The organism is Siminovitchia sp. FSL W7-1587 (assembly GCF_037963795.1).
GTDB lineage: Bacteria > Bacillota > Bacilli > Bacillales > Bacillaceae_C > Siminovitchia > Siminovitchia thermophila.
In genome coordinates this window covers 3,858,451-3,872,819 of record NZ_CP150169.1, presented here as the reverse complement: position 1 = coordinate 3,872,819, position 14,369 = coordinate 3,858,451, and the positions used below count along the sequence as shown (strand labels likewise).

At 41.0% G+C, this 14,369-nt stretch carries 11 protein-coding genes; 2 read left to right on the top strand and 9 right to left on the bottom strand.

Going from position 1 to position 14,369, the window contains the following annotated elements:
• Nucleotides 1-366 precede the first annotated feature (366 nt).
• From NST31_RS18240 to NST31_RS18220, 5 genes are all read right to left on the bottom strand, one after another.
• The gene (locus tag NST31_RS18240; RefSeq protein ID WP_339162472.1) at nucleotides 367-1,974 is read right to left on the bottom strand and encodes a D-aminoacylase; all 1,608 of its coding nucleotides are present in this window, start codon (nucleotides 1,972-1,974) and stop codon (nucleotides 367-369) included.
• A 267-nt stretch (nucleotides 1,975-2,241) separates the two neighbouring features.
• Nucleotides 2,242-3,426 (bottom strand): YgeY family selenium metabolism-linked hydrolase, encoded by a 1,185-nt coding sequence (locus tag NST31_RS18235; RefSeq protein WP_339162470.1) that lies wholly within the window; start codon nucleotides 3,424-3,426, stop codon nucleotides 2,242-2,244.
• A 14-nt stretch (nucleotides 3,427-3,440) separates the two neighbouring features.
• Nucleotides 3,441-4,682: a diaminopropionate ammonia-lyase gene (dpaL, locus tag NST31_RS18230; protein ID WP_339162468.1), complete on the bottom strand. Its 1,242-nt coding sequence runs from the start codon at nucleotides 4,680-4,682 to the stop codon at nucleotides 3,441-3,443.
• Between the two features lie 11 nt (nucleotides 4,683-4,693).
• Nucleotides 4,694-5,071: a Rid family detoxifying hydrolase gene (locus tag NST31_RS18225; RefSeq protein WP_339162467.1), complete on the bottom strand. Its 378-nt coding sequence runs from the start codon at nucleotides 5,069-5,071 to the stop codon at nucleotides 4,694-4,696.
• A 264-nt stretch (nucleotides 5,072-5,335) separates the two neighbouring features.
• On the bottom strand, nucleotides 5,336-7,084 hold the full coding sequence (locus NST31_RS18220) for a sigma 54-interacting transcriptional regulator (protein ID WP_339162466.1): 1,749 nt from the start codon (nucleotides 7,082-7,084) through the stop codon (nucleotides 5,336-5,338).
• Nucleotides 7,085-7,397: 313 nt separating this feature from the next.
• Between NST31_RS18220 and hisH the strand changes: the two genes are divergently transcribed.
• Together hisH and hisF are read left to right on the top strand one after the other, a co-directional pair.
• Nucleotides 7,398-7,997: an imidazole glycerol phosphate synthase subunit HisH gene (gene hisH / locus NST31_RS18215; RefSeq protein WP_339162465.1), complete on the top strand. Its 600-nt coding sequence runs from the start codon at nucleotides 7,398-7,400 to the stop codon at nucleotides 7,995-7,997.
• Nucleotides 7,998-8,012: 15 nt separating this feature from the next.
• On the top strand, nucleotides 8,013-8,792 hold the full coding sequence (gene hisF, locus NST31_RS18210; RefSeq protein ID WP_339162463.1) for an imidazole glycerol phosphate synthase subunit HisF: 780 nt from the start codon (nucleotides 8,013-8,015) through the stop codon (nucleotides 8,790-8,792).
• 578 nt (nucleotides 8,793-9,370) lie between these two features.
• Here hisF and glnA read toward each other — a convergent pair.
• Genes glnA through NST31_RS18190 form a run of 4 tightly spaced genes read right to left on the bottom strand, consistent with a single transcriptional unit; the run spans nucleotide 9,371 to nucleotide 14,354 of the window.
• Complete coding sequence (gene glnA / locus NST31_RS18205; RefSeq protein ID WP_339162461.1) at nucleotides 9,371-10,696, bottom strand: type I glutamate--ammonia ligase; 1,326 nt, start codon at nucleotides 10,694-10,696, stop codon at nucleotides 9,371-9,373.
• Nucleotides 10,697-10,743: 47 nt separating this feature from the next.
• The gene (dapF, locus tag NST31_RS18200; RefSeq protein WP_339162459.1) at nucleotides 10,744-11,601 is read right to left on the bottom strand and encodes a diaminopimelate epimerase; all 858 of its coding nucleotides are present in this window, start codon (nucleotides 11,599-11,601) and stop codon (nucleotides 10,744-10,746) included.
• Between the two features lie 14 nt (nucleotides 11,602-11,615).
• Nucleotides 11,616-12,857 (bottom strand): LL-diaminopimelate aminotransferase, encoded by a 1,242-nt coding sequence (locus tag NST31_RS18195; RefSeq protein ID WP_339162457.1) that lies wholly within the window; start codon nucleotides 12,855-12,857, stop codon nucleotides 11,616-11,618.
• 18 nt (nucleotides 12,858-12,875) lie between these two features.
• Entirely contained in the window at nucleotides 12,876-14,354 is a 1,479-nt protein-coding gene (locus tag NST31_RS18190; protein ID WP_339162455.1) for a glutamate synthase subunit beta, read from the bottom strand.
• Nucleotides 14,355-14,369: the final 15 nt, after the last annotated feature.

The window sequence follows — 14,369 nt, the reverse complement described above, 5'->3', positions numbered from 1 at the left end:
GGATCAATCCACTGCTATCTGAAAAATCCAATTTCAGAGGCGAACTTTTCGTGCTGTCCCCTCAATAATCGGCTTGGGATCGTATGAGGAGTACTTACTCCACTGCAGCCCATTACCCTATCAATCTATTTCACCAGTCTTCCCGTCAGAGCCCCCTTTTTTGCGATCAGTGCAAATAGGTTCTTATAGGCGAAGGTGATTCGGGGCATTCCGAATCATTCCCCCACCTGCTTTAACAACAGGAAGTTACAAAGTTATGAGCTACCAAAAGTGTCGTGCTTGACCTAATACTGAAGGACTAGCATAGTTCTTTTGTTAAGAGCATTCTCCACAAATGATGGCTTCATAGAGAAGTTCCAATGAAAGTCACCCTCTCTTCTTTACAGCATATTCCCGCGTAAATACCTTGCCGGAAGGTTTTCGATAAGCATTTTCCCCTTCAATAACCATTTGACCATTCACAATAACAGCGCTAATTCCCATATTAAATTGACGCGGGTTTTCATAAGTCGCTTGATCTATAATCGTATCGGGATGAAAAATGACAATATCCGCGGCCAGCCCTTCTCGAATAATGCCCCGATCTTGCAGTCCAATAATACGAGCAGGTTGAGAAGTCATGCGGCGAATCATTTCTTCTAATGATGTCACTTTTTCTTCACGCACGTATTTCCCCAAAATTCTCGGGAAAGTCCCGTATGCGCGTGGATGTGGTTCACCGCCCAGTAAACCATCTGAACCCACTGTTCCGGCAGGATGTGCCAAGATCCGCTTGACAGATGCTTCTTCCATGACAAAGTCAACCATTCCAACACTATTCTTTTCATGTAAAATAAGATCTAAAGCAACATCGGCTTCCTTTTTCCCTTCCTGTACAGCAATTTCTTTTATTGTTTTCCCGACACAGTACTTCTTTTTTTCTGAGGCGACAGAAGTAATCATAATCCCGTCCCAGCCTGCCCATTTCGAAATACTGTCCCAGCCTGCGAAAGCCGTCTCCATTTCAGCCATCATTTTTTCACGCATCTGCTCATTTTCTAATCTGTTTAACATTTCATCCGTCCCGCCATCATGCGCCCATGGAGGTAAAATAGCGCTTAACATCGTACTCCCGGCGATATATGGATATTGGTCGAATGTGACTTCCAAGCCGTCTAAACGCGCCTCGTCTATTTTTTGTAATACTTGTTCTGTCTTAGACCAATTATCTTTTCCGCAAACTTTCAAGTGTGAAAAATGTAAATGCGCTCCGCATTTTTTCATCATTGCTATAAGTTCATCCATTGATTCGAGTATTTCGTCTCCCTCGCTTCGCTGATGAATGACTAGTGGCGCACCGTACTCTGCTAACACCATGCAAAGCGCTTCCAATTCTTTCATCTCGGCAAAGCAACATGGCAAATATATGAGTCCTGTCGATAACCCCACTGCTCCTTCATCCAAAGAGCGCCGTAATACATCTTGCATTTTTGAAATTTCGTCATCTGTAGCCGGGCGATTTGCTAATCCCATGACTTCCATACGAATATTGCCATGCGGTGCTAAAACAGCTAGATTATAGCTCGGTTGATTATGCCTTATTTTTCTCATGTAATCTCCAACCGTTTCCCAATCCCACTCAATCAGAGGTGTACCGTTCAATCCTGCTAAATTTTTTTGCCATGTAGAAATATATTCGGAAGGGAGAGGGGCAGCGCCAATCCCATCTTGCCCCAGTAAGTCTGTCGTAATTCCTTGGCGTACTTTCGCTTCAATAAGCGGTTCATCTAAGATGACCAAATCTGAATGAGTGTGCATATCAATAAAACCCGGAGACACGACTTGCTGCCCTGCATCAATGATTTGTTTTGCTTCATTGGCATTTAATAAACCGATCGCTTCTATTTTTCCGTTCGTTATACCAATATCGCCGTAATACCAAGGTGATCCGGTTCCATCGATAATACGGCCATTTTTGATCAGTAAATCGTACATGTGCATTCTCCTCGCATCGTATTTTTAAACAGTTTTTTCGCCTATAAATTCTTGCTTATTTTTCCGCCACTATGTCAAGCTTCTTGTTCATAAGATCATGTCGTACAATTCCCATTCTCCTTACGGGATTAACCGGATAATCTGCTTTCGCTCCTCATACACGGATGTGTATACCTTGTTGTACGAACCTGATGTCAGCAGTTCCAGGGCGTAAGATAGTACTCAAATACGAGGCCCCCGATCGGCGTTCTAGCTGCCGCAGACTTTTTATAAACTAGTTAATGCGTCAATGATTGCCATATAACCAACAACTGCTTTTTCCAGTTGCTCGATTTCAATATATTCGTTATCAATATGGGCTACATTTTCGTATGAAGGACCAAAACCGATCGTTGGGATGTTCGCTTCTCCCGCGAAATGGCTTCCATTTGTGCAAAAAGAATAATGAGATATGGTCGTTTCAGGTAAAACACTTTGTAATTGCTGAAATGTTTTTTGAATAAATGGCTCATTCTCATCGTAAAGCCAAGCTGGGAAAAAGCGTTCCGCTTCTATGACCGCTCCAGTATAGCACCTCTCTCTTCCACTGGAATAAGAAAGGTTTGCTTGTAATTCCTGATCTTCTTTCATAGCTTCGTTAATGAGTTGCTGAATAGGTTCTAATACGCTTTCACGTGTTTCATTGACTAAGAGTCTCCGATCAAATGTGACACGTGCATGTGACGGTAAAACTGATGCCCCGGGATAAGGCGAAGAAATAATATCTGTTAATTCCAATATCCCTTTTCCTAAAATCGGGTGTTCATTCATTTCTAAAGCTTTAATTTCGGCCAGCAACTTTACCATTTTATAAACGGCATTAATTCCCGCTTCTGGATTAGACGAATGTGCCGGCTTTCCAAACGTTTCAAGTACAATTTCCGCTCTCCCGCGCTGACCACGATTAAGACGCAAATTTGTTGCTTCTCCAATGACAACATAATCTGGTTTATATTGAGCGCTCACTTCACGTGTAGCGACTCCTTCAAAACATTCTTCATGGACACTGCAAGAAACAACCACTTTCCCTGGGAAATTCTTTTTTCGGTCTTGCGCAAAATATTTTGTTGCAAGCAACATGGCGCTTACCGCACCCTTCATATCTGAAGTTCCACGCCCAAATATCTTACCCTCAGACACTTTTCCACCATATGGGTCTTCACTCCAATTACTCTCTTGCACTGGCACGGTGTCTATATGTCCATCCAACAAAATAGTCGGCCCTTCCATTGTTCCATTAATGACCGCTGTAACATTGCCCAAAGCATCTATATGAACTTCGTCAAAACCGTGGTTCTCAGCGTACTGTTTAATATAATGTGCTACCTCTTGTTCTTCTCCTGACAAACTTGGAACTTTAACAAGTGAACTGCATAACTGGACGACCTCGTCTAGACGCTCTTGTGTTAACATGTCGTGGACTCCTTTCATTTCTCTATTGATTGAACAGGCAAAAATCCATCCCAAACTATTTTTCGATAATTCTCTTCATCTGTATCTCCTTCTGTATTAATCACTAGTATACGAGCATTTTCATCAAGTTCTAAATCGGCTGTAACCGGACTATCCCGCATAAATTTTCGCAAATAATACACAACACCTAACGTTACAGAACCCGATTCTCCCGAAATAACCGCCGGATCTCCTTTTAAAGGATTGCCATATACACGCATCCCAATCGCCGCAATCGTGTCATGGCAAGATAAAGCCCCGGTTGAGTACGCTTTCAAAAGCTTGAACGCTTCTGTATTCGGTTCTCCACAAGCCAATCCCGCCATTTCGGTTGCCATATCTCCCCCTACAATTTCACGACGCCCTTCTTTTGTACTTAAAGATTGGTAATAACAATCGGCTTGATCTGGTTCGACAATGATCATTTTAGGCGCGTTTTCTCCGTAAACATGTAAAAAATATCCAGCTATTCCCGCAGCAAAGGAGCCGACGCCTGCTTGTAAAAAAAGATGGGTAGGCGGTTGTTTTGATGTTTGTTTCCATTGTTCGATCATTTCATAGGCCATTGCGGAATAACCTTGCATAATCCAAAGTGGAATTTCTTCATAGCCTTCCCATGCTGTATCTTGTACCATAACCCAGCCATTTTTTTCAGCCAGTCTTGCACAAGTTCTAACAGTATCATCATAATTTCCTTCTAGTATGTCAGCTGCTGCCCCTTCATTTCGAATCGCTTGTAATCGTTGCAGCGAAGAACCTTTCGGCATATAAATAACGGATTTAAAACCCAACTCTCGTGCCGCCCACGCCACACCTCTCCCGTGATTGCCATCTGTCGCTGAAATAAAAGTGACATCACCAAGGCGTTCCTTGACCGAAGGGTGTTTTAACTTTTCAAAAGATAGGTGTTCAATCGGTTCACCTAATTGATTTGCAATGTATTTAGCGATTGCATAAATGCCTCCGAGTACTTTAAAAGCATTCAAACCAAATCTCTGCGACTCATCTTTTACTTGAATCATGGATACATTTAAATAACTCGCCAAATTCGGCAACTCATATAGTGGCGTATACGTGTACGCAGGGTGCGTTTTTTGAAACTCATGGATATGCCGAACTTGCTCAGCATGAAAATCCTTCAAGTCTTGTTCAACCACCTCATTTTTTCTAAAATTATTTTTCACCCATTTAATGTATTGCCTATCAGACTTTGTCACATCATTTCCTCCTATTCTTTAGCTACAACTGCTTCTATCTCAATGAGTGCTCCTTTGGGGAGAGCGCTTACTTCCAAACAGCTTCTGGCTGGCCGATGGGTTGTAAAATACGAGGCATATATATCGTTCACCACTTGAAAATCAGCCATTGAAGTTATATACATAACTGTTTTGATTACTTGGTTCATTTCTAAGCCCTGATCATTTAAGAAGTTTTTTATATTGGCTAAAACTTGTTCTGTTTGTTCTTGGATGTTTAAACTGGCTAGCTGGTTAGTTTCAGGGTCAATCGGCAACATTCCTGACATAAAAATGAAGCCACGATGTTCAACTGCTTGTGAATAAGGACCGATTGCCGTTGGAGCAAACTTACTGGACATTACGTTCATTTTTAAATCCCCCCTTGACTCATCTAAAAATGCAAATATCATGCCAATCAATAAAGTGGATGTATGGCTCGTTCAGAGATGAGTTCTTTCCATGGAAGTATCATTTTGATACTTGAGTTCTAGTTCTAGTAAGGACAAGAAACACCCACATGAACGATCTAAACAAAAAAGTATCAAAACGACACTTAATATCATTTTGATACCTAAACGGAAGCGGCTAAGCTCAACGATAAAACTTACTGTATGACTTTTCTTGCTTATTTTTCAGAGTTTGTATTTTTTTAATTTTCTAAATAAAGTGGCTCGGCTTATTCCAAGTAAAGATGCGGCATCTTCGATATTTTGATTGTTTTTCTTTACATAATCAACCGCTTTTTCAATACATTCTTTTTCCATTCGCTCCAATGAATACATCACCATTTTTGTTTCTTTTGGTTGAGCGACATGCAATTTACGCTCAATTAACGTACCGGCATTTTCCATCGTCATATAGCCATCTTGAATAAAGTTAAATAAATACTCAATAAAATTTTTTAATTCGCGCACGTTTCCTTTCCACGGATATTGCAGTATTAAATTCGTTAGTTCTTTATCAAATCCAAGTACTTTGGCTTGAAACAATTTATTATATTCCGCCATAAAATAATTACTTAACGTCAAAATATCTTCTCGCCGGCTGCGTAAAGGAGGAATCATCATGGGAATGACATTTAAACGAAAATATAAATCTTCCCGAAAACGTCCTTCTGCAATTAAATCACTCAGCTCACGATTTGTCGCCGCAATGATCCGTACATCAATGGGGATGACTTTCGTTCCGCCTACTCGTTCAACTTCATTTTCTTGTAAAACGCGCAATAGCTTTACTTGCAAATGTAAAGGCATCTCGCCAATCTCATCTAAAAAGATTGTCCCGCCGTTTGCTAATTCAAATTTTCCTACTTTGCCGACATGACTCGCTCCTGTGAATGCTCCTTTTTCATATCCAAACAACTCACTCTCAAGTAAATGATCTGGAATGGCTCCGCAATTTACCGCTACAAACATTTTATCTTTTCGATCACTTGCTTTGTGAATAGCGTTTGCGAAGACTTCTTTTCCTGTTCCGCTCTCCCCTTGAATTAAAATGGTAGATTTCGATTGTGACGCTTTAAACGCATAAGATTTCACTTCCTGTATTTGTTTGCTCGAACCAATAATGCGTTGAAAGGGCTTCATTTTTTCTTCGCTAGCACGCTCTACGATACCTTGAATCGTTTCTACATCTTGTAAAATGAGCAGTATTTCTTTGACATTATTTCTGTCAAATAATATCTTTTTTGTTACAATGACCGTTTTTTGAAATAACTGATGTTGCAGTTCAAATGCTTGATTGGTTACCTCATCTTCTTCTAATACTTTGTCAATAAACACTTGTACTGCCGCAGGAAGCTCATGTGATTGAGAGATTCCCAAGATCATTTTTGCTTGTTCATTTAACTCAATGATGCGAGAATGTTGATCGATAATTAACACTCCTTCTTGAACAAGGCCAAGCATTTTAATCATTTTATGATTATGCTTTTCCAATTCCTCCATCATATAAAATTGATCCAATTTACTAGCAAGCAAATCTGCCATCTTATCTAAAAAAGTTAAAATACCTTCGATATTTTCGAATAATCGAGCTTTCTGATCTTGATTAAAAGCGAGTAATCCAATGACACCAACAACTTGACCATAAACCATTATAGGAACACTGATTTCTCCCATTTCCATGCAATTCGCAAAAAATTTGCAACTGCCGCATATCTCTTCATAACCAGGCTCTTTGATAATAATTGGTTTTTTGTTAGCGAAAACGCTTTTATAAACACGATCACCTTCCAATTTTTTCAAAATATCGACTTGCATTTCCCCTGTACATGCAATACGAATAAACTCATGGTTCACAATCTCTACTTCAATTTTCAACACTGCTGCCGTCGCCTCTGCGATACTTTGCACAATCGGTTGAATATCCATTAAGTTCATTGCTACACCACCAATACGATAGTTAATTACACATTATAACAAAAATCGACTTTTCGACATAATTGTTTTTGAAGAATGCAAGATGTTCCCTTTCGTATTTTTTGCAAGACGCGGGAAAAACCTAACATTCTTGTTTGATCTTGCCAAACATTCCCTGTAGTACAACAAGGTCAAGCCAGGAAGCGCTTTACTTATTGCCATAAGTGGAAAATAAAGCATCACCAAAATAGTATAATGATGTTTACTAAAAACCTTTTACTTCATTAGTGTAATAAAGTAAAATAAGTATGTCAGGTAGATGGGAGGTCGTTTAATGATTGGCATTATAGATTACGGAGCCGGCAATTTGCATAGTGTTGAAAAAGCTGTAATAAAGCTTGATTTTCCAACTAAAATCATTGCTGAGCCCACGGATTTTACAGGAATTGATAAAATCATTTTCCCTGGTGTGGGTAACGCGGGAAAAACAATGGAAATGATTAGATTCCATGGATTGGATGATAAAATAACAGAAGCGATAAAAGCAGGAATCCCATTCCTCGGCATTTGTTTGGGTATGCAGCTTTTAATGGAATATAGCAAAGAAAATGATGCAGATTGTCTATCAATCTTTGAAGGAGCCGTTTACCCCTTTCAAAAAAGCATAAAGGTTCCTCATATGGGCTGGAACGAAGTTCATCAAAAAAGACAGCATCCCATTTTCCGCAATATTCCGAATAAATCAGATTTTTATTTCGTCCATTCATTCTATGTCAAGCCAAATGATGAGTCCGACGCGATTGGGATCACAGATTATGGCCAAGATTTTTGTTCAGTAATCGCAAAGGACAATGTCATTGGTGTACAATTTCATCCTGAAAAGAGTGCAGAAGCGGGACTGACAATATTAGAAAACTTTTGCGGCAACTTCTAAGGAGGCAGCATGTTTATGCTAAAAAAACGAATCATTCCAGCAATTGATGTTGCAAATAACCAAGCTGTTAAATATGTGCAATTTCGGAACCCTACAGTTATCGGGGATCCAGCAGAGCTGGGCCAGAAATATGCTGAACAAGGAGCCGATGAAATCCTCTATTTAGACACAACGGCTTCTTTGCACAGTCATGATGTTAAGTATGAATGGATCCGGCGTGTCGCGGAAAAGTTATATGTCCCGTTTTCTGTCGTAGGGGGGATTCGCACCATTGATGATTTCAAGCATGTGTTACGTGCTGGAGCTGATAAAGTGGGTGTTAATACAGCTGCTGTCAAGAAGCCAGAATTATTAACGGAAGCAGCTGATATTTTTGGCAAGCAATGCGTCGTTTTGGCACTCGATGCCAAGCCGATTCAAAATAACGACGGTGAAGTTATTCGCTGGGAAGTATATACACATTCAGCACATGAAAGTAGTGGAATGGACGCGATTGAATGGGCCTGCCGCGCGGAGGAATTAGGAGCCGGAGAAATAGTTTGTACAAGTATTGATCGAGATGGAATGAAGAATGGCTATGATATTGAGCTACTGCATTTATTAACAGAGGCCGTTAACATTCCAATCATAGCTTCTGGTGGTGCGGGAAATGTAGCACATATCCACGAAGCATTTAAAGATGGAAATGTAGATGCGGCATTAGTTGCTTCATTATTGCATTACGAAGAGTTAACCGTTAGGGATATCAAGAAATACTTGATACATCATGATATCCCTGTACGTAATCATATATAGAACAAAGCTTCAATCAGCGCACTGCTGATTGTTAGTTAAGTCGATCGGGACATGGGAATTTTTATCGCCCCTTTCCCCTTTCGAGTCTTACTACTAGTTACCGCCGGACAAAATAAACCCAAGGATAATGTTACATTCCTTGGGTTTTAGCCTTGCTAAATATTCTGTAACAGTCTAACAGCCTTTATGACTGAGTTGCTTAGATCAGTCAACTTGAGATGCCCTATGAATTTGCGATTCTCTTGAGAGCAAATGAGTAAAAAAATGGGTGGGGTGTCATTGAAAAAAGCAAAACCCCGAAAATGCTGTTCACATTCTCGGGGTTTAAGTTTTAAATGCATTTGCTTTACATTGGACTTTTTCGACAGCCCTCCCCAATAAATTTTAAACGAAGTGCCATCTGAAAATCCTTCCCTTTTTGCTCTGTAATGATTTCACATATTAGTGATGAATGATTGTCCGGGTGTTTTTTAGATTCGCTATGATATAGAAGATCATGATGCTAACCCTTGCGTAAAACTCCCTTATTGCGACCATTCCTCATACTTCGCCAGCACTTTTTTTCGCAAAATGCCTCCTTAATATTGTGTCATATATTGCTCCCTTTCCCATGCGTGTACTTGGGTCCGGAACATATCCCATTCGATTTCTTTTGCCTCTACAAAGTGTTCAAGCAAATGGCTGCCTAAAGCATTCGTAACGACTTCATCCGTCTTTAGCAATTCGAGCGCTTGTGCCAACGTGGCTGGCAGATCAACGATGCCATATTCCTTGCGCTGTTCTTTTGTCATCACATAAATATTTTTGTCTACTGGTTCAGGTGCTGTTATGTTATTTTTGACTCCGTCCAATCCGGCAGCCAATAGCACAGCCATTGCTAGATAAGGATTCGCAGCAGGATCGACACTGCGGACTTCTACACGGGTGCTTAAGCCGCGTGAAGCCGGGATACGAATAAGCGGGCTTCTGTTTTTTGCCGACCAGGCCACATAACATGGCGCCTCATATCCTGGAACAAGCCTCTTATAAGAATTGACAGTTGGGTTTGTAACGGCTGTGAAACTTGGTGCGTGCTTTAATATTCCTGCCAAAAAACTTCTCGCTGTATCACTCATTTCCAACGACCCATTCGGATCATAAAAAGCATTTTCTCCTCCCTTGAACAAGCTTAAGTTACAATGCATCCCCGACCCATTTATACCGAACATTGGTTTTGGCATAAAAGTTGCCAGCAAACCATGTTTACGGGCAATCGTCTTAACGACCAATTTAAAGGTTTGAATATCATCGCACGCCCTTAAAGCATCTTGATATTTAAAGTCTATTTCATGTTGACCCGGGGCCACCTCATGGTGGGATGCCTCAATTTCAAAGCCCATTTCTTCTAATTCCAACACAATATCACGCCTGCAATTCTCCCCCAAATCGGTTGGAGCAAGGTCAAAATAACCGCCATGATCATTTAATTCGAGTGTTGGTTCACCTTTTTCATTCAGTTTAAATAAGAAAAATTCAGGTTCAGGGCCAACGTTGAAATCGGTAAACCCCAGTTCTTCCATTTCTTTTAAAACCCTTTTTAGATTATTACGGGGATCTCCTTCAAATGGCGTCCCATCGGGATGATAAATATCACAGATCAGTCTGGCTACTTTTCCTTTTTCTGATGTCCAAGGAAAAATAACAAATGTATCTAAGTCGGGATATAAATACATGTCTGACTCCTCAATTCGGACAAACCCCTCAATCGATGAACCATCAAACATCATTTTATTGTCTAAAGCTTTTGGTAACTGGCTAACGGGAATTTCCACATTTTTGATCGTACCAAATAAATCCGTAAATTGCAGACGGATGTACCGGACATTATGTTCTCTTACCATTTCAAGTACTTTTTCTCTGTTCATATCTTCAGCTCTCCTTGTTGTCCATTATTTTTAGCTAAAAATGAATGTTATAATTCTAATTCACCATGGCAAATATAGGTAGCTTCTCCTCTTTTCCAAACATGACCTTGTTCGTCCCATCTTACCGTCAAGTCTCCTCCAGGAAGATGAACGGTGATTGGCACGTGTTTATCAAGAAATTCATTCATTGTAGCGGCAACTACCGCAGCACAAGCGCCAGTACCGCAAGCCATTGTGATCCCTGATCCTCTCTCCCATACTCGGTAGTCCATCTCCTGACGTCCTTTCACTTGAACAATTCCTACGTTGACCCTTTCCGGAAATAGACTGGCATGCTCTATGACTGGTCCCACTTTCTCCAGCGGAAAAGCATTCACTTCATCAACAAATATGATTGCATGGGGATTGCCCATCGAGACGCAAGTCAAAAAATACTCTTCTTCCCCAAAGGTATGAGGTTCATTTATTGCCGCAACGAAAGGATCACCTTCCATAGGAATCATTCCTTTTAATAATTTCGGCTCACCCATATCCACATTGACATATTGAACAAATTGTTTTTTATCCAATTCCACTTCAACACTTACCACACCACTCAATGTTTCAATCGTAAAGCGGGGTTTCGTCGCGTACATGTGGTCAAATACAAACTTGGCGACACAGCGTAGACCATTCCCGCAATTCTTCGCTTCGGAACCATCTTCATTAAAAATTCTCATTTTAAAATCAGCCATTTGCGATGCGCAAATGAGAATGATACCATCGGAACCAATTCCAAAATTGACATCAGAAACCTTTCTTGAAAGTGCTGGATATTCTCGTTCTTCCAGTACATTGTCTGGATCGTCCAATTGATTAAAAATAATATAATTGTTTCCCAATCCATGCATTTTCGTAAAAATCATCCCCTCATTCCCCCTTAAAAGACGAATTTGGAAGTGCTAAGCCTTGCTCTTATATCATCAAAAATGCGCTGTTCTTCCTCCCGGCGATCGGCTTGAAAAGTTACTGAAAAGCGCACATATGGACCGGCATCATCCCAAGGAACAGTCGAAATCAAATGCTCCTGTATTAAATATTGGCTAAAATCTTCTGCTGATTGAAATTGCGGACCGTTTTCTACTGCCTTCGGAATTTTTGTATATAAGAAAAAAGAGCCTTTTGGTTTTTTCGCATGAAATCCACTTTCACGTAAAATGGCTGATAAAGCATCGTGGCGCCGTGAATATTTCTCTGCAATTTGTGTTGTGATTTCAGGGTGTGATAAAGCGTAAGCTGCAGCTTTTTGAATAGGAATAAATTGCCCCGAATCATAATGATCCTTTACCGTTGCAAATGCTGAAACAAGTTTCCGGTTACCCGCGATAAAACCAATGCGCCAGCCTGTCATATTGAATGATTTTGATAAAGAATGCAGTTCAACGCCAATCTCTTTTGCACCTGGAACCGATAAAAAGCTGAGCGGCTTTTGACCGTCAAATACAAGCGCGGCATATGCGGCATCATGGACAACGATCAGTTCATGTTTTTTGGCAAAATACACAACCTCTTCGAAAAATGCCCGATTCGCTACAGCGCCTGTTGGATTGTTCGGATAGTTTAAGTAAAGTAATTTAGACCTTTTCAATATGTCCTCAGGCAATGAATCAAGTCTTGGAAGAAAAGAGTCTTTTTCTAGCAACGGTAATTGTACAACTTCTCCACCTAGATATTTCGTATGAGTGCCTAAAATCGGGTAGTTGGGCGAAGGCATGATCGTTATATCACCAGGATTGATAAATGCTGTTGGCAGCATGGCTAATGCCGATTTTGAACCAATGACATGATTCACTTCTTCTTCTGGATCAAGATCATCTACCCCAAATACTTCTTTCATATAAGATGCCGCGGCATGCTTAAACTCAAGTATTCCATTATCAGCATAAAAACGATTTTCTGGTTTTTTGGCTTCGTTTGCCAATTTTCCAATGACCCTATCATCCGCCATGTCATCCGGTTCACCGACACCAAGATCGATTAATGCCTTGCCGGGATTGTTTTGCTGCGCCACCTTCTTCGCTCTTTTTATTTTCTCAAACTTATAGACTTCATCTTTAACACCAAATTGTGCTCCACCTATTCGGTCCGCAAAAAGTTGTTGTATATAATCCATTGCCAACATATTGATTCCTCCACACTTTCACGACATCTTTCTCATCATGTAATCATGACATTCCATAGCAGCTTCTTTTCCTTCTTGAATCGCCCAAACAATCAAACTGGCACCCATTCGGGCATCTCCTGCAGTAAAAACACCTTCTTCATGTGTGTGATATGTGCCGCTTTTGACTGCGATATTAGAACGATGGTTCACTGTTATATTGCTATTGGTGAACATTTCTGTTTCAGGGCCTTCAAAGCCTACAGCGAGTAACACCAATTGTGCTGGCCACAATTTTTCCGTTCCGGGAATCACTTCTCTTACTTTTTGACCATTTTCCATAAAAGTTGTTTGAATGTTGGCGCTTTTTATCCCTGCTACATTTCCGTTCCCATCACCCACAAATTCTACTGTTGTTGTGGCAAACACTCTCGGATCCCGCCCAAATACACTAGCAGCTTCCTCCTGACCCGTATCCTGTTTATGAATAAGTGGATATTGCGGCCATGGATTGTCATCAGATCGGCTATTAGGCCGCATCGGATAAATGTCAAATTGCACAAGACTTTTACAGTTCTGACGCAAGGCGGTAGAAACACAGTCTGTTGCTGTATCTCCACCTCCAATGACGATGACGTCTTTTCCTTCTGCGGAGATAAAGTTTCCATCAGCCAAATGGGAATCCAGTAAACTTTTCGTATTTGCATGTAAGTAATCCATGGCAAAGTGGATTCCTTCAAGTTCCCTTCCCGGAATCGCCAAATCCCGAGGCCGAGTGGCGCCGATACAAAGGACAACCGCATCATTTTCCGAACGTAATTGTTCAAGCGATCGTTCCTTCCCCACTTCCGTATTGGGAACAAATTGAATTCCTTCTGCTTGCATTAACTTGATTCTGCGCTCGACAACATGTTGTTCAATTTTCATCTTAGGGATTCCGTATGTTAACAAGCCGCCGATCCGATCCGCACGTTCATAAACCGTCACCATGTGTCCTTGTTGATTTAAAATAGAGGCGCAAGCGAGCCCGGAAGGACCAGATCCGATAATGGCCACTTGTTTACCTGTCCGTTGTTTAGGAATTTGGGGTTGAACCCATCCTTTTTCAAATGCTTTATCAATAATGGCGCGTTCGATGTTTTTGATGGTGACAGAATCATTGGCGAGCGAGGCGACACATCCGCCTTCACATGGAGCCGGACAAGCACGTCCCGTAAATTCCGGAAAGGGATTCGTCCGGCTTAAGCGCTCGTACGCCTCCTTCCATCTTCCTTTATAAACGAGATCATTCCATTCCGGGATTAAGTTATAAACCGGACATCCCGTTGTCATCCCTGCCAACTCACTGCCATTTTGACAAAAGGGAACAGCACAATCCATACAACGAGAAGCCTGTTCCCGTAACACTTTTTCAGAAGGAAGCTGGGCGATCTCTTTCCAGTCTTTCACTCTTTCCAGCGGGTCACGATAGAGTTCTGAACTCCTTCGGTGGTCGATAAACCCAGTTATGTTTCCCATCTACCTAACCCCCTA